This is a genomic window from Stenotrophomonas rhizophila (assembly GCF_020857975.1).
GTDB lineage: Bacteria > Pseudomonadota > Gammaproteobacteria > Xanthomonadales > Xanthomonadaceae > Stenotrophomonas > Stenotrophomonas rhizophila_C.
Genome location: NZ_JACWUO010000009.1, coordinates 139,388 through 161,520, shown reverse-complemented (window position 1 = coordinate 161,520; position 22,133 = coordinate 139,388). Strand labels below are relative to the sequence as shown.

Annotated in this window: 20 protein-coding genes and 1 tRNA gene; 11 read left to right on the top strand and 10 right to left on the bottom strand. The window is 69.4% G+C overall.

The features are described from left to right. Window positions 1-340: 340 nt before the first annotated feature. The 4 genes from IC535_RS11100 to dtd all read right to left on the bottom strand — a co-directional run bounded on the left by IC535_RS11100 (window position 341) and on the right by dtd (window position 3,781). Window positions 341-416: transfer RNA gene (locus tag IC535_RS11100), tRNA-Ile, on the bottom strand. Window positions 417-601: 185 nt separating this feature from the next. After that, the gene (locus IC535_RS11095; protein WP_228886016.1) at window positions 602-1,276 is read right to left on the bottom strand and encodes a hypothetical protein; all 675 of its coding nucleotides are present in this window, start codon (window positions 1,274-1,276) and stop codon (window positions 602-604) included. A 127-nt stretch (window positions 1,277-1,403) separates the two neighbouring features. Further along, window positions 1,404-3,251 (bottom strand): RNA polymerase sigma factor RpoD, encoded by a 1,848-nt coding sequence (gene rpoD / locus IC535_RS11090; protein WP_228886015.1) that lies wholly within the window; start codon window positions 3,249-3,251, stop codon window positions 1,404-1,406. Between the two features lie 89 nt (window positions 3,252-3,340). Beyond that, entirely contained in the window at window positions 3,341-3,781 is a 441-nt protein-coding gene (gene dtd / locus IC535_RS11085) for a D-aminoacyl-tRNA deacylase (protein ID WP_228886014.1), read from the bottom strand. A gap of 87 nt (window positions 3,782-3,868) precedes the next feature. Here dtd and IC535_RS11080 point away from each other — a divergent pair, with 87 nt between their 5' ends. The 4 genes from IC535_RS11080 (at window position 3,869) to IC535_RS11065 (ending at window position 8,125) form a co-directional block, all read left to right on the top strand. Continuing rightward, entirely contained in the window at window positions 3,869-4,786 is a 918-nt protein-coding gene (locus IC535_RS11080) for a lauroyl acyltransferase (protein WP_228886013.1), read from the top strand. A 93-nt stretch (window positions 4,787-4,879) separates the two neighbouring features. Further along, complete coding sequence (ribA, locus tag IC535_RS11075; protein WP_228886012.1) at window positions 4,880-5,995, top strand: GTP cyclohydrolase II RibA; 1,116 nt, start codon at window positions 4,880-4,882, stop codon at window positions 5,993-5,995. A gap of 49 nt (window positions 5,996-6,044) precedes the next feature. Continuing rightward, on the top strand, window positions 6,045-6,611 hold the full coding sequence (locus IC535_RS11070) for a PH domain-containing protein (protein ID WP_429000376.1): 567 nt from the start codon (window positions 6,045-6,047) through the stop codon (window positions 6,609-6,611). After that, the gene (locus tag IC535_RS11065; RefSeq protein WP_228886011.1) at window positions 6,608-8,125 is read left to right on the top strand and encodes a PH domain-containing protein; all 1,518 of its coding nucleotides are present in this window, start codon (window positions 6,608-6,610) and stop codon (window positions 8,123-8,125) included. Before IC535_RS11070 ends, IC535_RS11065 begins: the two co-directional genes overlap by 4 nt. Window positions 8,126-8,173: 48 nt before the next feature. Here IC535_RS11065 and IC535_RS11060 read toward each other — a convergent pair whose 3' ends face one another. Then, window positions 8,174-9,232, bottom strand: a complete 1,059-nt coding sequence (locus IC535_RS11060; protein ID WP_228886022.1) for a CDP-glycerol glycerophosphotransferase family protein — start codon at window positions 9,230-9,232, stop codon at window positions 8,174-8,176. Between IC535_RS11060 and IC535_RS11055 the strand changes: the two genes are divergently transcribed. After that, the gene (locus IC535_RS11055) at window positions 9,231-10,049 is read left to right on the top strand and encodes a glycosyltransferase family 2 protein (RefSeq protein ID WP_228886010.1); all 819 of its coding nucleotides are present in this window, start codon (window positions 9,231-9,233) and stop codon (window positions 10,047-10,049) included. The genes IC535_RS11060 and IC535_RS11055 overlap by 2 nt on opposite strands. Before the next feature lie 44 nt (window positions 10,050-10,093). Next, window positions 10,094-11,218 (top strand): glycosyltransferase, encoded by a 1,125-nt coding sequence (locus tag IC535_RS11050; RefSeq protein WP_228886009.1) that lies wholly within the window; start codon window positions 10,094-10,096, stop codon window positions 11,216-11,218. A 7-nt stretch (window positions 11,219-11,225) separates the two neighbouring features. On the opposite strand, the gene IC535_RS11045 is transcribed toward IC535_RS11050, so the two are convergent. The 5 genes from IC535_RS11045 to def all read right to left on the bottom strand — a co-directional run bounded on the left by IC535_RS11045 (window position 11,226) and on the right by def (window position 17,308). Continuing rightward, a complete protein-coding gene (locus tag IC535_RS11045; RefSeq protein ID WP_228886008.1) occupies window positions 11,226-12,509 on the bottom strand; it encodes an O-antigen ligase family protein in 1,284 nt (427 codons plus the stop codon). 171 nt (window positions 12,510-12,680) lie between these two features. After that, the gene (locus IC535_RS11040; RefSeq protein ID WP_228886007.1) at window positions 12,681-14,405 is read right to left on the bottom strand and encodes an ArnT family glycosyltransferase; all 1,725 of its coding nucleotides are present in this window, start codon (window positions 14,403-14,405) and stop codon (window positions 12,681-12,683) included. A 25-nt stretch (window positions 14,406-14,430) separates the two neighbouring features. Continuing rightward, entirely contained in the window at window positions 14,431-15,771 is a 1,341-nt protein-coding gene (gene rsmB, locus IC535_RS11035; protein WP_228886006.1) for a 16S rRNA (cytosine(967)-C(5))-methyltransferase RsmB, read from the bottom strand. A 1-nt stretch (window position 15,772) separates the two neighbouring features. Continuing rightward, window positions 15,773-16,696 (bottom strand): methionyl-tRNA formyltransferase, encoded by a 924-nt coding sequence (gene fmt / locus IC535_RS11030; protein WP_228886005.1) that lies wholly within the window; start codon window positions 16,694-16,696, stop codon window positions 15,773-15,775. A 99-nt stretch (window positions 16,697-16,795) separates the two neighbouring features. After that, a complete protein-coding gene (gene def, locus IC535_RS11025) occupies window positions 16,796-17,308 on the bottom strand; it encodes a peptide deformylase (RefSeq protein WP_228886004.1) in 513 nt (170 codons plus the stop codon). Window positions 17,309-17,434: 126 nt separating this feature from the next. Between def and IC535_RS11020 the strand changes: the two genes are divergently transcribed. From IC535_RS11020 to IC535_RS11000, 5 genes are all read left to right on the top strand, one after another. Further along, window positions 17,435-18,565, top strand: a complete 1,131-nt coding sequence (locus IC535_RS11020) for a LysM peptidoglycan-binding domain-containing protein (protein ID WP_228886003.1) — start codon at window positions 17,435-17,437, stop codon at window positions 18,563-18,565. A 75-nt stretch (window positions 18,566-18,640) separates the two neighbouring features. After that, entirely contained in the window at window positions 18,641-19,780 is a 1,140-nt protein-coding gene (dprA, locus tag IC535_RS11015) for a DNA-processing protein DprA (protein ID WP_228886002.1), read from the top strand. Between the two features lie 42 nt (window positions 19,781-19,822). Continuing rightward, window positions 19,823-20,296, top strand: a complete 474-nt coding sequence (locus IC535_RS11010; protein ID WP_228886001.1) for a DUF494 family protein — start codon at window positions 19,823-19,825, stop codon at window positions 20,294-20,296. Window positions 20,297-20,334: 38 nt separating this feature from the next. After that, window positions 20,335-21,117, top strand: a complete 783-nt coding sequence (locus IC535_RS11005) for a GYF domain-containing protein (protein ID WP_228886000.1) — start codon at window positions 20,335-20,337, stop codon at window positions 21,115-21,117. A 43-nt stretch (window positions 21,118-21,160) separates the two neighbouring features. Further along, entirely contained in the window at window positions 21,161-22,117 is a 957-nt protein-coding gene (locus IC535_RS11000; RefSeq protein ID WP_228885999.1) for an RDD family protein, read from the top strand. Window positions 22,118-22,133: the final 16 nt, after the last annotated feature.

Sequence of the window (22,133 nt, the reverse complement as noted above, 5' to 3'; positions counted from 1 at the left end):
CGCAGTTGGCGGCGAAGAAAGATAACATCAGCACCGGACTCTAAACCCGCCCACTACTCAAGCCGGGGGGACGTCGGGGCATCACAAGCAATGGTAAAGCATCATCAAGCAGCGGCGGGCAAGCTGAGGCCGTCAGCAGAGTTCCGCCACAGGCACCCGACTCGGTCAAAGGCATCTTGGCGGCAACCGGTGCAGGGACTAGACAGGCTATTACCAAAGATGCCGCAGTGAACCCAGGATCGGGACAAATCACATGGGACGCAAAAGGACACAAAGAAGGCCAAAACCCGTGCGGTTGTGCAGGATTTCAGCCTTTATAAGACGACATAGGATGTTCAATTGGTGGGCCCACCAGGACTCGAACCTGGAACCAAAGGATTATGAGTCCTCTGCTCTAACCATTGAGCTATAGGCCCTTGCGGCTGCCAAGTGTAGTGGAGGCACAGGGACGCTTGCCACTGCCCGGCGCCGTCACCCCAAACGCTGGCCCATCATCTTCGCCCGCCGGGCGTTCCCGGCCGCCAGTTCCTGCTGGGGCGCTGCGCGCAGCAGTGCCGGGCCGGCCAAGCGCTGCCGGTGGCCATTACCGCCAGGCCAGCCCTCACCGCTCCATCAACTCCATCAACCGCTCCATCGGCGCGCGGTTGCGGTAGACCCCGCGCAGCGTGGCGGCCGGTGCCGGGCAGTGACCGTTGTCGGCCACCACCAGGTGCATGCCCTGCAGCGATACCCGCGTCTGGCAATCGCCCTGTTCGAGCAGGAGTTCGCCGCTGATTTCTTCCGGCGTTGCGCTGCCGATGCGCGCCGAGGCCGCCGCGCCCGCGGCGCCGGGCACGCTCAGCTCGAGCATGTCGCCCTTGAGCACGATGTCGATGGCACGCCCGCCGCTGCCCTCCCAGTGCGCGATCCAGTCGCTGAACTCGTTTTCGGCGCTCTGGCCGGTTTTCATCACGCGCTGTGCCGGCGCCCAGCCGACCACTTCGTTGCCGGGCTCCAGCGATTGCACGCAGTAGTGCTCGTTCCAGCGATTGCCGATCGCCAGGCTGGTGCCCGGTTCGATTTCATCGCCACTGGCGCAGCCGGCGCGCTCCTCATTGAGGCATCCCGAGCCTTCGCCCAGCAGCAGCACCTGGCCCGTGTCCACGACACGGCCGACGGTGTAGTCGAACTGGGTGCTGAAGAAGTCGTCCCGGTTGCACGGCGGTTGCTGCGGCGTGTCGGCCAGTCCGGTGAGGGGAGACAGTGCAAGCAGCAGGAGCAGCGATGTGTTCGGCATTCCATTGACCCGTGGTAAAAAGCGACGCGCATCCTACCGCACTACATCACCCCGACGTGGGTGTCGCGCACAAAACAAACCCCGCTTGCGCGGGGTCTGTGTTTGCTTCAACGCGGGCAGCCTGGGATCAATCGATGTCCAGGAAGCTGCGCAGCTGCTCGGACCGGCTCGGGTGACGCAGCTTGCGCAGCGCCTTGGCTTCGATCTGGCGGATGCGCTCGCGGGTGACGTCGAACTGCTTGCCCACTTCCTCGAGGGTGTGGTCGGTGTTCATGTCGATGCCGAAGCGCATGCGCAGCACCTTGGCTTCCCTCGGGGTGAGGCCGGCCAGCACGTCGCGCACGGTTTCAGACAGGTTGATGTTGGTGGTGTTCTCGATCGGGGACTCCACGTTGGTGTCCTCGATGAAATCGCCCAGATGGGAATCCTCGTCGTCGCCGATCGGGGTTTCCATCGAGATCGGCTCCTTGGCGATCTTCATCACCTTGCGGATCTTGTCTTCGGGCATGTCCATTTCCTTGGCCAGCTCCTCCGGCGTGGCCTCGCGGCCGTACTGCTGGAGCATCTGGCGGGAAATGCGGTTCAACTTGTTGATCGTTTCGATCATGTGCACCGGGATACGGATGGTGCGCGCCTGGTCGGCGATCGAACGGGTGATGGCCTGGCGGATCCACCAGGTCGCATACGTGGAGAACTTGTAACCACGACGGTATTCGAACTTGTCCACCGCCTTCATCAGGCCGATGTTGCCTTCCTGGATCAGGTCGAGGAACTGCAGGCCGCGGTTGGTGTACTTCTTGGCGATGGAGATCACCAGGCGCAGGTTGGCTTCGACCATTTCCTTCTTGGCCTTGCGCGCGCGCGCTTCGCCATAGGCCATGGCACGGCTGATTTCCTTCAGCTCGTCCAGTTCCAGCCAGGTGGCCTTTTCGATGTCGATCGTGGCCTGCTGTTCGGCGATGATCTGGTCCTTGACGTCACGCAGGGCCGAAGACCACTTCTGCTTGCGCTTGAGGGCGTCTTCCACCCATTCCAGGTTGGTCTGGTTGCCTTCCCAGGAACGGATGAAGTCCTTGCGCGGCATGCGCGCGGTCACGGTGGCCAGGTTCAGCACGCGGCGTTCGTGGGACTTGATGTCGGACATGACGTCGCGCAGCTGCTTGACCAGCACATCGGTCAGCGGCAACGGCAGCTTCAGGGTCACAAACACCGCGGCCATGTCGTCGCGCAGCTTGCCCAGCGGCTTGCGGTCGCCCTTGGCGGCGGCCTTCTTGAACGCGGTGTACGCGTCGCTCAGGGCCTGCATGCGGCGCGCGACTTCTTCCGGGTCCGGACCGGTCGGGCCGGCTTCTTCCTCGACGTCGTCGCCGTCTTCTTCGTCGTCGGCGTCGTCCTCGGCATCGTCGCTGGTGTCTTCCGCGACGACCGGGGCCGGCACTTCCTCGACCAGGTCGTTGAAGCCGACGATCACTTCGGCCAGGCGCTTCTTGCCTTCCTTGTGCGCGTCATAGTCGGCCAGCAGCGACTCCACCGACACCGGGAAGGTGCCGAGCGCGGCCTGGACCTGTCCCAGGCCTTCTTCGATGCGCTTGGCGATGGCGATTTCGCCTTCGCGGGTCAGCAGCTCCACGGTACCCATTTCGCGCATGTACATGCGCACCGGGTCGGTGGTGCGGCCACCTTCGGTATCCAGCGCGCTCAGCGCGGCGGCAGCTTCTTCGGCCGCGGTGTCATCGACCTCGCGGTTGCCGGTGTTGCCATCGTTGAGCAACAGGGTTTCGGCATCGGGCGCCACTTCATGGACATCAATGCCCATGCCGTTGATCATGCCGATGATGTCTTCAATCTGCTCCGGGTCGACAATGTCGTCGGGCAGGTGGTCATTGACTTCGGCGTAGGTCAGGTAGCCCTGTTCCAGGCCCTTGCTGATCAGAAGCTTGATGTCGTTTTGCTGGGCAGGACGTTCGTTGGCCATGTAGTGCTCGCGCCACCGGCAGGGAGAGGAATAGAACCTAGCATTATACCAGCCCGGCGCCCCGCCGGCCCGGGCGGTGGTCCCGGCGGTCAGGGTCTGAGCAGGAAGGTCACTGGACCATCGTTGACCAGGCTGACCACCATATGGGCGCCAAACCGGCCGGTTTCCACCCCTGCGGCGTGTTTTTGCCGGCAGATCTCCACCAGTTGGTTGAATCCGCGTTCAGCCTCCGCCGGCGCTGCGGCGGTGCTGAAGCCCGGGCGCATGCCACTGGCGGTGTCGGCGGCCAGGGTGAACTGGCTGACCAGCAGCAGCCCGCCGCCGGTGTCGGCCAGCGACAGGTTCATCTTTCCGCCAGCATCGGCAAAGACCCGGTAGCCCAGCAGCCGGTCGGCCATGCGGGCGATCTGCGCGGCGCCATCGCCCGGCTCCATGCCGACCAGGGCGAGCAATCCCGGGCCGATCCGGCCGACCACGGCACCGTCCACGGCGACGCTGGCCTGGGTGACACGCTGGATCAACACGAGCATCGGCGGGGCTTCCGGGGGTGGGGGCCGGCTACCTTACCGCGCCCGGCCGGCGCCGGGCAGGGCCGCCAGCGGCTAGACTTCACCGTGATGAAACCGCATACCACCGCCCGCCTGGCCTACCGTGCCGCCGCCCTGTTCACCCGCCTGCCCTGGTCCTGGCTGCGCGGCTTTGCCGCCGTGCTGGCCTGGCTGTGGATTCGTCTCAACGCCCGTGAGAGCCGGGTGACCCGGCGCAACCTGGAGCTGGCCTACCCCGACCTGGGCGCGTCGCAGCGCGCGGCCCTGCACCGCGACGTGCTGCGCTCCACCGCGCTGCAGGCGGTGGAGACCCTGCGCCTGTGGACCCAGCCGCGGCAGCGCAACCTGGACTGCCTGGTCCAGCGCCACGGCGAGGCGCTGTACGACGCGGCGCTGGCTGCCGGCAAGGGCGTGATCGTGGCCGCCCCACACTATGGGAACTGGGAACTGCTCAACCAGTGGCTGGCCTCGCGCGGGCAGATCGCCATCGTCTACAAGGCCCCCGACGAAGCGGTGGGCGATGCCTTCCTGCAGCTGGTGCGCGGCGGCGACAACGTGCGCCAGGTGCGTGCCGAAGGGCCGGCGGTGCGCCAGCTGTTCAAGGTGCTCAAGGACGGCGGCGCCACCGGCATCCTGCCCGACCAGCAGCCCAAGGCCGGCGACGGGGTGTTCGCGCCGTTCTTCGGCGTGGAGGCGCTGACCATGACCCTGGTCAACCGGCTGGCCGAGCGCACCGGGGCGACCGTGCTGTATGGCTGGTGCGAACGGATCGGGCCGGACATGCAGTTCGCCCTGCACATCGAACCGGCCCCGCCCAGCGTGGCCGACCCGGACCCGCGCACCGCCGCCAGCGCCCTCAATGCCGGCATCGAGCGCATCGCCCGCCGCGACCCGGCGCAGTACCAGTGGACCTACAAGCGGTACACGCTGCGCCCGCCGGAAAGCGGCGAGGTCGACCCCTACGCCACCGCCGAACACCCGCACTAGAGCGGGTGCGACGATTGGATCCCGGCGCTCGATTGAATCTGTCGGTTCCGGCCCCCACTGTGAACACCATGATGTCCCCCCACGGCCCCTGCCATGTCTGATCCCGCTTCCTCCCTGTTCGGCGACCCGGCCGCGATCCGCTGCGAACGCGCGGTGGGCGAACTGCGCGCCGGGCGGCCGGTGGTGATCGACGATGGCAGCGGCCAGCGGCTGGCCTTCATCGCGCTGGACAGCAGCACCCGCAGCAGTTTCGGCGCCTTCGCCGCGGCCGCAGGGGGGCGCCACTACCTGTTCCTCACCGCCACCCGCGCGCGGGTGCTGGGGGTCAGTGCCGACCACGGCGCCCGGGTGCCGCTGGCCGGGGTGGATTTCGACGCCCTGCCCTCGCTGAGCTACCTGCGCGACCCTGAAACCATGCCGCCGGGCTGGAGCGCCGGCCAGGCGCTGGATGATGGCGCGGTGGAAATCGCCCGGCTCGGGCTGCTGCTGCCGGCCATGGTCGGGGTGCTGCTGGACGCCGGGGACCGCCGTTTCGACGACTGCGCCCAGGTCTCGCTGTGCGACCTGCGGCAGGGTGCCGAGCAGGCCGCCCATGCCTATGAGCTGGTGGCGCGCTCGCCGGTGCCACTGCGCGAGGTGGGCATGACCGAATTTGCGGTGTTCCGCGGCGGGGTGGCCCAGCGCGACCAGGTCGCGATCATCGTCGGCAACCCGGACCTGTCGGCGGTGGTCCCGGTGCGGGTGCATTCCTCATGCCTGACCGGCGACCTGTTCGGGTCGCTCAAGTGCGACTGCGGCGACCAACTGCGGCGCGGCCTGCGCAAGCTCACCGAACTGGGCGGCGGCGTGCTGCTGTACCTGGACCAGGAAGGCCGTGGCACCGGCATTGCCGCCAAGATGCGCGCCTATGGCTACCAGCACGATGGCCTGGACACGATCGACGCCGACGCGCAGCTGGGTTTCGGTGCCGATGAGCGCCGCTACGGCAGCGCGGTGGCGATGCTGCAGGGCCTGGGCGTGAGCCGGGTGCAGCTGCTCAGCAACAACCCGACCAAGGCCCAGCGCCTGCGCAATGCCGGCATCGAGGTGGTCGACTGCATTCCGGTCACCGGCGACATCACCGCCGAGAACGAACATTACCTGCGCACCAAGGCCGAGCGCGCCGGCCACCTGCTCGATGTGGACGCGCTGATCCAGGCCGCGCAATAGCGCGCGGCAACCTGCTACCGTCTGCGCCACGGGCGTTCCACGCTGCAGCATGGCGCCCGGCCTGTTTCCTCCCGCCGAGCGCCCTGACTTGCCCGACCTTGCCGACGCCCTGCCGATGCCCTCCCCGCCACCGCTGCCCGGCGCCGCCGCCGACTGGCAGCCGTTGCCGCTGCGCGCGGCCACCATTGCCGCGGCGGCCGGCGCGATCAGCGGCGCGATCGTGATCGGCGGGGCGCTGGGCGCCGGCTGGGTCATGCTGGAGCTGCCGATGCGCTGGCTGGGCGCGGCGGCGATGCTGGTGGTCGGTGCGCTGGTTGGCGCCGGCTTCGGCTTCCGCCGCCAGCGCCGCACGTTCTGGCGGCTGGATGGGCAAGGCCTGGGCGTGCGCCGCGACCTGATGTGGCAACTGGAAACCCATGTGCCGATCTCGCGCGTGCAACACCTGGACCTGCGCCGCGGCCCGATCGAACGCGGCGCGCGGCTGGCCACGCTGGTGGTGCATACCGCCGGCAGCCGCTTCAGCGCGGTGACCCTGGGCGGGCTGGACAGCACCGATGCCGAGCATCTGCGCGACACCCTGGCCCACCAGCTGGACCAGGACGACGACGCCCTGTGAGCAGCGCAACGCCGGACGATGCCGCGCCGGACCAGCGGCTGCACCCCTGGTCGTGGCTGTTCGTGCTGCTGATGCAGCTGCGCCAGTTCCTGCTGCCGCTGGTGGCGCTGGTGGTGTTCGGCAACCGCGGCGATCGCGATGAAATGTGGAGCTACCTGGCGGCGGTGATCGTGATCGCGGTGCTGGTGGCGATCTCGATCCTGCAGTACCTGACCTACCACTACCGGATCGGCCGCGACGGCATCAGCCTGCGCAGCGGCGTGGTATCGCGCAACCGGCGCGAGATCCCGTTCGCGCGCATCCACAACGTGGTGGTGCACCAGAACCCGCTGCATCGCCTGTTCGGCGTGGCCGAACTGCGCCTGGAATCGGCCGGCGGGCACCGGCCCGAGGCGGAAATGCGCGTACTCAAACTGTCCCAGGCCCTGGCGCTGGAGCAGCTGGTACGCCAGCGCGGACAGGCGCTGGCCGCGCCGGCGCAGGCCAGCGAAGCGGCGGCGGCGCCCGACGATGAGGTGCTGCTGCGGCTGCGCGCCGCCGATGTGGTGCGCATCGGCCTGCTGTCCAACCGCGGCTGGGTGGCGGTGGTGGCCGCGCTGGGTGCGATGTTCCAGTTCTTCCCGCGCGGTGCGGTGTCCGAGGCGATCGAAAACGGTGGCCGCCAGGCGTTCGGCTATGCCAGCCACCTGCATACCGCCGCCTGGGTATGGGCGCTGCTGGCGGCGTTGGCGGTGATCGGTTTCTGGCTGCTGCTGCGGGTGCTGTCGGTGGCGTTGGCGCTGCTGCGCTATCACGGCTTCCAACTGAGCGAACACGAGCGCCGGCTGACCGTGGTCAGCGGCCTGCTGACCCGCCTGCGCAGCAGCGTGGCACGGCGCCGCATCCAGGCCTGGACGCTGCGCGAAAGCGCCCTGCACCGGTGGGCCGGGCGGCGCCAGCTGCGCATCGACATCGCCGCCGGGGTGGCCGTGGAAAACCAGCGCCGCGACCTGCGCGAGCTGGCCCCGCTGGCCACCCCGCAGGCCTGCGATGCGCTGGTGCAGCACTTGCTGCCGCAGCTGCAGTGGCCGCCGCCGCGCTGGCAGCCGGTGCAGCAGCGCGGCTGGTGGCGGCTGTGCCTGGGCGCGCTGCTGTGGCTGCCGCTGGTGGCCGCCGCGGCGGTATGGAACGGGCATGCCTGGGGCGCACTGGCGCTGCTGTGGCTGCCGTGGTCGGCCTTGCGCGCGCACCGGCAGATGGCGCGCATGGGCTATTACCTGGACGATCAGTACGTGGCGGTGCGCGGCGGCTGGTGGCAGCGCTGGTGGCGTTTTGCCGAACTGGACAAGCTGCAGAGCCTGCGCCTGAGCCGCTCGCCGCTGGACCGCTGGCTGGGCACGGCCAGCGTCTGGCTGGACACCGCCGGCGCCACCGGCAGCATCGCCCTGTGCCTGCGCTATCTGCCCGAAGCCGAGGCCCGCGCGGTGCATGCGCAGCTGGGCCACGCGCTGGCGCAGCGGCGCCTGCACTGGTAGCTACCGACCGTTGGTCGGTACACCGTCATCCCGCGGGTCGGTACACCGTCATCGCTTCGCCGGCCCCCAGTACCCCAGTTCACGGCGGATCTGCAGCCCGCGCGTCCACGCCCCGAACGGCTTGCGCTTGAGCGTACCCAGCTCGCCGGCCAGGAAATCCTCGGTGGCCGCGATCACCCGCTCGCTGGAATACCCGTCGCGGTAAGGATGGATGGCATCGGCATAGCGCTGGATTTCGGCGATCAACGCCGGTTCGGGGTCCAGCGCGCGGGCCAGCATCGTCGGCAGCGCGTCCGCATCGTCGAAATCGATCATGTGCGGCTGCGGCACGCGGTTGCGGAAGGTCACCACCGGTTTGTGCTGCACCACGAACTCGGACACGATCGACGAGGTATCCGACACCAGCACATCGGCCGCACGCTGGGCGGCCATCACCTGCTCGGCCTCGACGAAGGCCGCGTTCGGCCCGGCCAGCGCGCGGTAGCGGTCGAACAGTTCCGGCGCGCACTTGGGATGCAGGGTCAGCAGCCAGTAACGTTCGCCACCGGCGATGTCGGCGGCGATCTGCGCATGCAGGTGCGGGGCCGCGCTCAGGCGCTCGGTGAAGGTGGACCCGAACAGGATCACCGGGCGCCCGGCGGCCGGTGCACGCAGCGCAGCGCCGGCCCCGCCGTCGTCGCGGAACAGCGGGTCCAGCTTCGGCCAGCCGGTTTCGGCCACGGCGAAGTGGCCCTCGCGCGCGGCCAGCTCACGGAACGGCGCGGTCGTGGCCGGGCCCTGGGTGCAGTACAGGTCGAACAGCCCGCGCACGCGGAAATGGCCACGCGCACTGTCGCGTTTCTGCACATTGAAGCCGTGGAAGACCTGCACCTTGGCCCCGGCGATGAACGGCGGCACCCAGTTGGCGGCGCTGAACACCGCCCGCGGCCGCAGCGCCAGGGCTTGCCGGAGGTCCACGTTGGGCACCCCCGGCAGGCTGGATCCGGCCGCGCCGTCGGCGAACCAGGCCGACACCGATTGACCGGACGCGTGCAACGCCTGGGCCAGTGGGGCGAGAATGGGCAGCGCATAACGCTCCGTCGCAAACAGCAGGTACTCGGCCATCATGTCCTCCACGACCGCTCCCACTGAACGGCCTCGCATCTCGGCCTGCATTATCGCGTTCAATGAAGCCGACCGCATCGGCGACTGCCTGGCCTCGCTGGCCTTCTGCGACGAGATCATCGTGGTGGACTCCCATTCCACCGATGCCACCGTGGCGATCGCGACCGCCGCCGGGGCATGGGTGCTGCAGCGCCACTTCGATGGCTTCCGCAGCCAGAAGGCGTTCTGCGTCGAGCAGGCCACGCACGACTGGGTGCTGTGCCTGGATGCCGACGAACGCATCAGCGACGACCTGCGCGCGGCGATCCTGGCCGCCCAGGCCAATGGGTTTGCCGGCCACCACGGCTACCGCTTCGCGCGGCTGTCGAACTACTTCGGCAAGTTCCTGCGCCATGGCAACGCCTACCCGGACCGGGTGCTGCGCCTGTTCGACCGCCGCCACGGCGGCTGGCGCGGCAAGCGCGAGATCCACGAGGCGGCCAGCGTCGATGGTGCGGTGGGCACCCTGCGCGGCGACCTGATCCACTACCCGTACCGCTCGCTGGAGCAGCAGCTGCTCAAGACCCAGCGCTATGCGCGGATGATGGCCGAGCACGAATTCGCGCGCGGCAAGCGCGCCACCCTGGCCAAGCTGGTGCTGGCCCCCAGCTGGCGGTTCTGGCGCGGCCTGCTGCTGCGCGGCGGCTTCCGCGATGGCTGGCACGGGCTGGTGTACGCCTATGTGCGGGCCAACTACGTGCGGCAGAAGACCATCATGCTGTGGATGCTGCAGAACGGGCAGCCGGTCAGCGACCCGCCGCGGCGCAGCGACGCCGCCTGAACATCGCTGTGGCAGACTTCACGGGCGTTTTACCCAAGGCCCGCATGAAGATCCTCTATACCAACTTCCATTCCGGCGATGGCGGTGGCCACACCACCTACCTGGTCTCGCTGGCCCGCGCGCTGTCCGGGCGCCACCAGCTGTTCATGGCCGCGCCGGCCGACAGCCGGGTGATCCGCGTGGTCGGCGAGGAAGCCCTCGCCACTGCGCTGCCGGTCGCCTTCAGCAGCGGCCTGCCCACCCTGGGCCAGCAGTGGGCCGATATGCGCCGGCTGCGCGCGCTGGTGGTGGAACAGGGCATCGATATCGTGCATGCCAACGGCGCGCGCGACCACCGGGTGGTGATGGAGGCGGTGGCCGGGCTGCGCCGCCGCCCCAAGCTGGTGTTCACCAAGCACAACAGCAAGCCCAGCAACACCGTGGGCAACGCGCTGCGCGCGCGCTGGGGCACCGACCGGGTGATCGCGGTGTCCGCGCACACCCGCCAGATGCTGCTGGACAGCCCCTACCGGCGCTGCCCGATCGATGTGATCCGCAACGGCGTGGACCTGCAGAAGTTCGTCCCGCCGGCGCCCGCTGCCGGCCAGGCGCTGCGCGCACGCTGGACCAGCGATCCCGACGCGCTGGTGCTGGTCAGCAATGCCGGCACCGACGCGCACAAGGGCTGGATCGACCTGGTCGAGGCCCTGGCCACCCTGCCACCGGCCATGCGCGCGCATATCCACGTGGCCATCGCCGGGCGTGAACCGGACCGGGATCTGCGCGAGCGCGTGGCCGCGCTCGGCCTGGCCGACCAGGTGCATTTCGCCGGGCTGGTCGACGACATCCGGCCGTTCGTGGCCAGCGGCGATGCCGGTTTCGTGCTGTCCTACGACGTGGAAACGATCTCCTTCGCCTGCCGCGAAATGATGGCGATGGGCAAGCCGGTAATGGTCAGCGACTACGCCGGGCTGCCGGAAAACATCGAGCACGGGCTGGACGGCTGGATCGTGCCGGTACGCAACGTGGCCGCGATCGCCTCCCAGGTAGCTGCGTTGTACGAGCAGCGCCAGCGGCTGCCGGCGGTGGGCCAGGCCGCGCGCCAGCGTGCGCTGCGTGCGTTCGGGTTGGACGACTTCAGCCGCCAGACCGAGGCCAGCTACCACGCCGCGCTGCAACCGCGCAGCTGAGCGCAGGTCAGCCGGCCGCCCCCGGCCAGCGCAGCCGTGCCGGGTCGGACAAGGCCAGGAACAGCGCCACCCAGGTGGCGTAGAACGAGGCGGTGCGCATGTCGCGGAACATCATTTCGGTGAAGCCGAACACCATGAAGCCGACGCAGATCATCAAGCCGGCCCCGGCAAACAGCCGCGCCGGGCCATCGTCCAGGCGCAGGCGCCGCAGCAGTACCCAGGCCGGCGAGAGGTACATCAACACCAGGCCCAGCCCGCCCAGCACGCCATAGGTGGCCAGGAAGTACAGCAGGTCGTTGTGGGTCTCGCCAAAATCGCGCGCGACCATCGGCGAGACCAGCTTGGCTTCGGCCAGGTTGCGCAGTTCCTGGCGGAAGCGGTCGCCGCCGCCGATGCCGAACACCGGTTCGCTCTGGATCATGTACCCGGCCGCGCTCCACAGCTGCAGGCGGATGCATACCGAGGTATCGGCCAGGTGGCTGACCTGGCATTGGTCGAACTCGTTCACGCCCAGCTGGATGCGCTGGCGCATGGTGCCGTCGCCGGCCACGATCAGGCCCAGCACGCCCAGCAGCACGGCTGCAGCCAGCGCCTTGTAGCGGTTCAGGCGCCGGCCCTGCACCAGCAGCGCGATGAAGATGAAGAAGGGAATGGCCAGCAGCCCACCACGGGTCTGGGTGGCCAGGAAGCCGCCGACCCCGGCAATGCCGGTGATCAGCTTGAGCGCGAATTCGGTGCGGCGGAACCGGGTGATTCGGTAGCCCAGCAACAGGAATGCCAGCATCGAGAACAACAGGGTCAGGTCGCCGTAGGTCACCGCGTTGAACTGGCGCGTGGCCGGGCGGCCACCGGTGCTCAGCGCCAGCCAGGCGACGTTGAGCACCGCATACCAGATACCCAGCAGCAGGCCGAACAGCGCATGCGCCAGCGTCGCACGCGGAATCCGCAGCGCCGCCGCCAGTACCAGCACCACGGTGAGGAAGCGCACCGCCTTTTCCACTTCCGAGCCCTTCCACAGCCCATGGAACAGCTGGCTGGCCAATACCCCCACCAGCATCACCGCCATGCCCAGGCCCAGCCACACATACTCGCGGCGGTTGGCGCACCAGGCATGGCCCGGCGCCGGGGCACGGACCACCGCCAGCACGACGAAGCTGAGCAGGATCAACAGGTAATAGCCCGCGCTGCCGCCATCCATGGTGGACATCAACAGCACCGGCGACAGCCCCAGCGCGATCGTGAACGCCCATGCCAATACGGGGTTGGCGGCGGCAGGGCGGGAAAGAGGCATGGTCACGTTCTGGGCGGCGCGGCGGGGCAACGGGAAGAAGGGATCACCGGCACAGCACTGCGCCGGGGGGCGGCAGGAAGCGCGCACCGGCATGGCGCCGGGGCCGGCCCGGTGTCAGGCAGGCGGCCGGCATTGTCGCCGATCGACCTGTAATGATCCATGAGGCCGCGCTCATTGCTCGTCCTCGTCCTGGCCCTGTTCGCGCGCGATCCGCGCCAGTTCGGCAGCGCTGGGACGGCATACGCCCCCGAACGCCGGCGCCGGCACCAGCCACCAGCCGCGGCGGTTGGCCACCCCGACCCGCTCGGCCGCGTTGCGGTCGATGCAGCCTAGTACCGCGTCTTCCTGCACCAGCAGCCAACGGCGCTGCGGCTGCTGCGCCTGCCAGGTGCGGGCGTCGTGCAGCTGCCGGTACCAGCGGCGTTTGAAACCGAAGGTGGCCGCCGGGCGGTCGGCCATCAGCAGGTTCTGCTCCTTCCAGGCCACCAGCCCCAGTTCGGCATCCGGCCCGATCCGCTGGCCCACCTGCTGCATCAGGCCGCGCGCCGAACTGGAATCGTTCAGCAGCGGATAGCCGATCAGCCCATAGGTGACCCAGACCCCGGCCAGGATGGAGGCGGCGGCCAGGTGGAACCGGCGCCGCCCGCAGGCCAGCAGGCCGATCACCCCCCAACTGCCCATCGCGATGCCGGCCCAGCCCAGCGCGGCGGTCACGTGCGTGCCCACGCCGCGCTGGCCCATCAGCCGGCGCTCGAAACCCGGGTCGCCGGCCAGCATGCCGATCCCGGCCACCAGCAGCGCCAGCGCCAGCAGTGCGGTGAAGGCGCCCAGCAGCCACTGCACATCGCGCCGGCGCAGCAGGCCCGGCAACAGCGGCGCCAGCGCCAGGCAGAACATCGGCAACGCCGGCAGGATGTAGACGTCACGCTTGCCGTGCGGGATCGAGAAGAACAGCACGATCAGCAGCCACCAGCCCAGCAGCAGCAGGTAGCGCGGATCGCGCCGGCGCAGGCGCCGCCACCAGGCCGGGATCGCCCACGGCAAGGCCAGGATCGCCGGCACCCACATCGACGGCATGGTCGCCAGGAAGTACCACCACGGCTGGTGGTGGTCCCAGGACTGCGCGTAGCGTTTGGCGGTCTGCCGGAACAGGATGTCGTCCAGGTAGGCGCGGTATTCGGTCGAACCGCTGGACAGCGCGGTCCAGGCCATCGGCAGCAACCACAGCAGGGTGGCCAGCACGAACGCCAGCGGCCCCAGCCAGAAGCGCCAGTCGCGCACGTGCAGGCGCACCCGCGGCCAGCCCAGCAGCGACGCCAGCGCGGCCGGCACGATCATCAGCAGCGCGATCACCCCCACGCCCTTGGTGATCACCCCCAGCCCGGCGGCGAACCAGCCCAGCCACCACCAGCGCCACGCCGGCCCGCACAGCAGGTGGCGCAGCAGGCCGTAGTTGGCCAGGGTGATGAACAACACCACCAGCGGGTCGATCTGCGCCTTCTTGGCCTGGAAGCTGAAGTGCACCGCAAACAACAGGGCCCAGGCCGCGTACACCCCGACCCGGCGCGTCCACAGCCGGCGGCCCAGGTCGTACACGCAGGCCAGGGTGCCCAGCGCGGCCAGCAGCGACGGCAGCAGGAATGCCACCCGCCAGTTGCCGAACACGCTGTACAGGCTGGCCTGCCACCACATCAGCATCGGCGGCTTGTCCGAATACAGCTCGGTGCCGCGGTGCGGGAACAGCCAGTCCCCGCTGTCCACCATCTGCTTGGCGACCAGGGCAAAACGCGGCTCGTCCGAGGGCCAGGGATCGCGCAGGCCCAGGCCGGTACCCAGTACCAGCAGGGCCATCAAGGCAAGCAACCAGAACTCTCGTGACGCACGGGTGTTGAGCATGGGACGCATGTCGGGCGGTGGTGGCTCAGCCTTTTTTCAGCAGACGAGCGTAGAAGAATCCGTCGGCGCCGTCTTCCCCCGGCAGGCGCTGGCGCCCGGCCCAGGAGTCGTGGCCGAAGGCGTCGTCCAGCGGCAGGAAGCCGGCGCGCGGGGTCCGTTGCAGGAAGTCCTCCACCTGGAACTGGTTCTCTTCGCGCAGGATCGAGCATGTCGCATACAGCAGGGTGCCGCCGGGGGCGAGCATCCTGAAGCAGGCATCCAGCAGCCGTGCCTGCAGCGCGACCAGCGCCTCGATATCGGCCGGGCGGCGGTGCAGCAGCACGTCGGGCTGGCGGCGGATGATGCCGGTGGCCGAACAGGGGGCGTCGAGCAGGATGCTGTCGAACGGCTGCCCGTCCCACCAGCTGTCCGGGTCGGCGGCATCGGCGGCCCGCACCTGCGCGCCGGCGCCCACGCCGGTACGCGCGAAGGTCTCGCTGATGCGCTTGAGCCGGCGCGGGTCGATGTCCAGCGCCAGCAGCTGCAGGGTCGGGTCGCGTTCGAGCAGGTGCGCGGCCTTGCCGCCCGGCGCGGCGCAGGCATCGAGCACCCGCGCGCCCGGGCGCGGGGCCAGCGCATCGGCCACCTGCTGCGCCGACAGGTCCTGTACCGACAGCGCACCGTCGGCGAAGCCGGGCAACGCCGACACCGCCACCGGTACCGGCAGGCAGATCGCGTCGCTGCCCAGCGCGGCGGCCTCGGCGGCGATGCCGGCCGCTTCCAGCTGCGCCAGCATGGCCTCACGCGTGCCCTGCTGGCGGTTGACCCGCAGCCACAGCGGCGCGGCTACCAGGCTGGCGGCGAAGATCGCCTCGGCCTGCTCCGGCCAATCCTGGTCGATCCTGGCGGCCATCCAGTCGGGGAAGGCCTCGCGTGCCGGCGCGCGCGGAATGCCTTCGCGCTGGGCACGCCGCAGCAGTGCGTTGACCATGCCGGCCTGGCGCTCGCGGCCCATCGCCCGCGCCGCATCCACGGTGGCCGACAGCGCGGCGTGGGCCGGCAGCTGCAGCGCATCGAGCTGGGCGAAACCGACCTGCAGCAGCGCGCGCAGTTCGTCTTCACGCACGCCCAGCGGGCGCGGCATCCATTGCGCCAGGGCGGCGTCATAGGCGCTGCGCCGGCGCAGCACGGCAAAGCACAGCGCTTCCAGCAGGGCGCGGTCGCGGCTGTCATCGAGCTGCGGCAGGGCGTGGGTCAGTTCGGCCTTGAGCGAACGGCCGCGGCCGACCACCTGGGCCAGCACCTTGGCGGCGAGCACGCGGGTGGGCACGCCGGGGGCGAGATGGGCGGCCGGCCTGGCCGGCGTTGCAGGGGGCGGGTTGCTCATCTCAGGCGCCCACGGCCAGGTCGCGGCGGGCGTTGAGGTAATCGGCCGCGGTGATCGCCTTGCCGCCCTCGCGCTGCAGCACGCGCACGCGCAGCGCGCCCTGCCCGCAGGCGATGTCGATGCCGTCGCGGCCGGCGGCCAGCAGCGTGCCGGGGGCACGGCCCTGGTTGTCGGCCAGCGCCACCGCACCATGGATGCGTACCCGCTCGCCGGCCAGCTGGGCCTCGGCGATCGGCCACGGGTTGAACGCACGCACGGTGCGCTCCAGGGCCTGGGCGTCCTGCGCCCAGTCCAGCCGTGCCTCGGCCTTGTCCAGCTTGTGGGCATAGGTCACCCCGGCCTCGGGCTGCGGCTGGGCGATCGGCTTGATCCCCGCCCGCAGCAGGCCCAGGCCATCGGACAGCACCTGCGCGCCGAGCGCGGCCAGGCGGTCGTGCAGCTGGCCGCCGGTCTCGTTGGCACCGATCGCCAGTTGCTGCTGGAGCAGCACCGGGCCGGTGTCCAGGCCGGCCTCCATCTGCATCAGGCACACCCCGGTGTCGCTGTCGCCGGCCTGGATCGCGCGCTGGATCGGCGCGGCGCCGCGCCAGCGCGGCAGCAACGAGGCATGCACGTTCCAGCAACCGTGGGTCGGGATCGCCAGCACCGCCTTGGGCAGGATCAGGCCATAGGCCACCACCACCATCAGGTCCGGCTGCAGGTCGCGCAGCTGCTGCTGGGCTTCGGGGGTCTTCAGCGATTCAGGCTGGAACACCGGAATGCCGCGCGCAATCGCCTCCAGCTTCACCGGCGAGGGCGCCAGGCCACGGCCGCGCCCGGCCGGACGGTCAGGCTGGGTGTAGACGGCCACCACTTCGTGGTGACGGGCGGCAGCGCGCAGGCTGGCTACGGCGAACTCCGGCGTACCGGCAAACACAATCTTCATGGCGACCCCACTTGCAGAAAGAAAAACGGCGCCGTTGGCCGGCGCCGAACAACCCGTTGCGGCGCGCGGTCAGCCCGCGCGGCCGTGCTGGTGACCATCTCAGGCAACGTGCTTGCGCGCCTTGGCCAGCTTCTTGCGCACCATCTCGCGCTTGAGCGGGGACAGGTAATCGATGAACAGCTTGCCGTCCAGGTGGTCCATCTCATGCTGGATGCAGACCGCCAGCACGCCGTCGGTGGTCAGTTCCTGGGCCACGCCCTGGCGGTCAAGGTAGCGCACGGTGATCTGGTTGGCGCGGGTGACGTCGGCAAAGATGCCCGGCACCGACAGGCAGCCTTCCTGGTAGACCTGGCCGCCGTCGTGGGCGGTGATCTCCGGGTTGATGAACACCCGCGGGGTGTCCTTTTCCTCACTGACGTCGATCACCATGAACCGCTTGTGCACGTCCACCTGGCTGGCGGCCAGGCCGATGCCGGGGGCGTCGTACATGGTGTGGAACATGTTGTCGATCAGTTCCTGGAAGGCCGCCGTGGTGACTTCGGCGGCATCGACCAGCGCGGCCTTGGTGCGCAGGCGCGGATCGGGAAACTCGAGAATGGGCAGGATAGCCATGACAAATACCGGTAGGGGGCGCCGGTCAACGCGGCGTATGCGGCAATTCTATCGCCAACGCTTGCCCTGCGCCCCGGTTTCTGGACTATAGTGCGGACACCTGTTGGGGAATCAGGCACTACATCTATGTTTGAACGTACACGTACGGTCGTCGCCGTGGCGATGCTGACCGTTGCCACCTATGCTACCGCCGTTGAAGTGAATGGCGGGCACCCGGAAACCTACGTCGTCCGCAAGGGCGATACCTTGTGGGACATTTCCGCGCGCTTCCTGAAAAAGCCGTGGCTGTGGCCGGAGATCTGGCAGGCCAACCCGCAGGTCAAGAACCCGCATCTCATCTACCCCGGCGACGTACTCAGCCTGGCCTACCTGGACCGCGTCGTGGCCCAGCCCGGCCCGCGCCAGGAGGCCCCGATCAACGGCATCCCGCTGGATCAGGTGGAACCCTTCCTGAAGCAGCTCAGCGTGGTCGACGAGGTCAAGTCGCTGCCGTTCGTGGCCGGCCTGGAAGACAACCGGCTGCGCGCCACCAGCGGCCAGACCGCCTATGTGCGCGGGCTGGACGGGGCCGAAGTGGGCCAACGCTACGCCGTGGTCCGCCCGACCGTGCGCTACGCCCTGCCCAAGCCGACCGAGGACCTGACCGCCAACGGCGATGTCACCCCGGGCAGCGGCAACCTGTGGAAGAACTTCATTGCGCCCAGCAAGCGCAACCAGACGCTGGGCTACGAGCTGGCCCAGGTCAACATCGGCACGGTGACCAAGGTCGCCTCCGGCAACGTGGATGTGACCTCGATCGCCCTGCAGACCCAGATCGGCGGCCGTGAAGTCCGCGTCGGCGACCGCCTGGTCCCGGTCGAGGCCACCCCTTACGACCTGCAGTTCTTCCCGCACGTTCCGGCCGCCCAGACCGAAAGCCTGGACATCCGCGTGCTGGCGGTGACCGACATGTTCCTGGCCGGCGGCCCGCGCGATGTGATCGCCATTTCCGCCGGCAGGGCCGACGGGGTGGACAACGGCACGGTGGTGTCGCTGTGGCGCCAGGGCCGCTTCGTGGCCAACAAGATGAAGTACCCCGGTTCGTCGCGGATGGACGATTCGCTCACCGACGGTGCCGGCCGGATCGCCATGCCCGACGAGTACGCCGCCCACGCGATGGTGTTCCGCACCTTCGACAAGGTCAGCTATGCGCTGGTGATGCAGGGGGTCAAGCCGGTCCAGGTGGGTTATTCGGCCAAGCACCCCGACGCGCAATAAACGCGGCAAATCCCTACGCAACACTCCGACGGCGCCCCAGGGCGCCGTCGGCATTTCAGGCCTAGCCTGAGCTCCATGCCCCCTTCCGCCGCCCACGATCCGGAAGCCCTGCTGCGCCTGATCCTGGCCGGCGGCCCGCTGCCGCCGCGGCAACGCCTGCTGGACGCGCACGGCCAGGCCGAGCAGGCCCTGCGCGCTGGCCCCGCTGCCTGGCGCGCGGCCGGCTGCAGCCCGGAACAATGCGCCGGCCTGGCCCGGCCCGAGCCGGCCGCGCTGCGCCGCGGGCTGGACTGGCTCGCCCGGCCCGGCCAGCACCTGCTGGCGCGTACCGATGCCGACTACCCGGCCCTGCTGCAATCGCCCGACCCGGCGCCGCTGGGCCTGTTCGTGCAGGGCGACCCCAGCCTGCTCTGGCACCCGGCGGTGGCCGTGGTGGGCAGCCGCACCCCCTCGCCCAGCGGCGCCGAGCTGGCCGCCGACTTCGCCGCCGCGTTCGCGCGCTGCGGGCTGTCGGTGGTCAGCGGGCTGGCGGCCGGCATCGACGGCCGCGCCCACCGCGCCGCGCTGGACACCCCCGGCGGGCTGACCGTGGCGGTGGTGGCCACCGGCCTGGACCTCACCTATCCGCCCCGCCATGCCGGGCTGCAGGCGCGCATCGCCGCGCGCGGGGCGCTGGTCAGCGAGTACCCGCCCGGCACCGCCCCTCGGCCCGGGCAGTTCCCGGCGCGCAACCGGATCGTGGCCGGGCTTGGCCTGGGCACGGTGGTGATCGAAGCGGCGCTGCGCTCCGGGGCGCTGATCACCGCCCGGCTGGCGGCCGAGGCCGGGCGCGAGGTGTTCGCCCTGCCCGGCTCGGTGCGCAACCCGCGCGCCCACGGCTGCCACCGGCTGATCCGTGACGGTGCCCTGCTGGTGGAGCACCCCGAGGAGGTCATCGCCGGGCTGGCAGGGGTGGCCCGGGTGCTCGGCCAGGCCTTGCGAACCCGGCTGGGCGCCCCCACTGAACAGGCACGAGCGGCGCCGGGACGCGCCCCGCCCAGTTCCGACCCGGACTACCAGTGCTTGTGGCAGGCACTGGACGACAACCCAACCGGTATGGATTCATTGATCCAGCGCAGCGGATTGACGACGGCCCGGCTGTCGGCCATGCTGCTGGTCATGGAACTGGATGGAAAGGTGGTTGCCGCGCATGGCCGCTACTGTCGAAAACCCTAGTTTCTTCACCTCCACAGCGTCGCTGACGCAGGCCGAGGGGCAATGAAAGAGAGCATTCTGGATGTCCTGCTGTACCTGTTTGAACACTATTTCAGCGAGGACGCGGACCTTGTCCGTGATCGCGACACCCTCCAGAACAGCCTGATCCAGGCCGGATTCAGCCCCACCGAGATCAACAAGGCATTCGACTGGCTCGACGCCCTGGCAGAGCAGCGCCCGGCAGTGACCCTGGCCCGGGTCGATGGCCCGGTGCGGATTTTCCATGGCCCGGAGCTGGACAAGCTTGATGTGGAAGGCCGTGGGTTCCTGATGTTCCTGGAACAGCACGGCATCCTGGACGCCAACCAGCGCGAGCTGGTGCTGGACCGCGCCATGGCCCTGGACCAGGACGAACTGGACCTGGACGACCTCAAGTGGGTGGTGCTGATGGTGCTGTTCAACCAGCCCGGCGCCGAGGCGGCCTATGCCTGGATGGAAACCCAGATGTTCGTGGACGAACCCGAACCGCTCCACTGACCGTACACTGGGCGCCTTGCGCATTCAGGAGCGGACCGGTGAGCCAGTGGTTTTATGCAGAAGGAAACCGCCAGCAGCGTGGGCCGCTGGCGTCTGAAGAGCTGATCGCGCTGTACCAGTCCAGCCGCATCGCGGCCGATACCCTGGTCTGGCGTGACGGCATGGCGCAGTGGCAACCGCTGGGCGAGGTGGCCGACCAGATCGGCCTGGTGATCGCCCCGCCGCCGGCCCCTGCTGCCCCGGAAGCCGACGCCGACAGCCCCGTCGAGGCCGCCGCCGCGCCCGAGCCCGTCCCGGCACCGGTATTGCCGCCGCAGATCCCCGTCCACACCCCGCCCAGCCCGGCCGCTGCGGTGCACGCGGCCGTGCCGCCGCGCAAGGGGCTGTCCGGCTGCGCGATCGCCGCCATCATCGGCGCCGCCGCAGGCGTGGTGCTGCTGGCCATCCTCGGCGTACTGGCGGCCATCGCCATGCCGGCCTACAAGCAGTACACGCTGCGCGCCAAGACCAGTACCGCGGTGGCATCGCTGGCGGTGCTCAAGACCCAGGTCGCCGCCTTCGCCGATGCGCACGGGCAGTGCCCGGTCAACGACGACGAAGGCTTCGGCAGCGCCGAAAGCTATGCCGGCAACGGCCTGGCCGCGGTCCGCATCGGCCGCTTCGACAACCATCACTGCGGCATCGAGGCCGAACTGTCCGCGCCGGGCGAAGCCAAGCTGGACGGCAAGCTGCTGTGGCTGGATTACGACAGCGAGCAGCAGCAGTGGGAATGCACCGCCGAGCCGGATGACACCTTCCTGCCGCTGGAATGCCGCGGCTGATCATTTACGCATGTCCATGGAAGACCCAAAGGGGATCAAAGCAATGACTGAGTGGTATTACGCCGATGGCCAAGAGCGCCAGGGACCGTTGACGGCCGAGGAGCTGCGCCTGCGTTTCCAGCGCGCCCAGATCACCCTGGCCACGCTGGTATGGCGCGAGGGCTATGCGCAGTGGAAGCCGCTGTCCGAAGCGGTGGAAGAGCTGCAGCTGCAGACCCTGGCCGCCGCCGCGGACAACGCCGGCACCGGCATCGACCTGCGCGGCGACTACACCGCCATCGACAATGGCACCGCGCCGTTGCCCGGTACCGGCGGTGGCCTGCATTCGCCGTATACCGCCCCGGCCGCGTCCGCCAGCTACGGCGCAACGGCCGTGGTCGACGGCCATGAAGTGGTCTATGCCGGGTTCTGGAAGCGCTTTGCCGCGGCCAGCATCGATGGCCTGATCATGAGCAGCGTGCTGCTGGTGGTGTTCCTGGTCGGGGTACTGATGTTCGGCGGCTTCGCCAGCTTCACCGGCGGCCTGGGCTCGCCCGACGCGTCGGCCGGCATGGTGATCTTCCTGGTCGTGGGCATCTACATTTTCCCGATCATCGTCCAGGCGCTGTATTTCACCTGGACCCAGGCCTCGCTCAGCCAGGCCTCGCTGGGCAAGCGCGCGGTCGGCATCAAGGTGGTACGCACCGATGGCCAGCGCATGAGCACCGCGCGCAGCTTCGGCCGCTGGGCCGGCATGTTCCTGTCCTACCTGGTCAGCTGCGGTGTCGCCTACCTGGTCTCGGGCATCATGGCCGGCGTGACCATGCGCAAGCAGGCCCTGCACGACCTGGTCTCGGACACGCTGGTGGTGGACAAGTGGGCCTTCACCGAATACCCCGAGCGCCAGCGCCGCGAACTGGGCACGGTGACGCTGGTGGTCATCGGCCTGGCGATCCTGGCGATCGTGGGCTACGTCTGCCTGATGGTGTTCAGCGTGATCATGGCCGCCTCGCAGGCCTGAGCCAGATTGGGGCGGA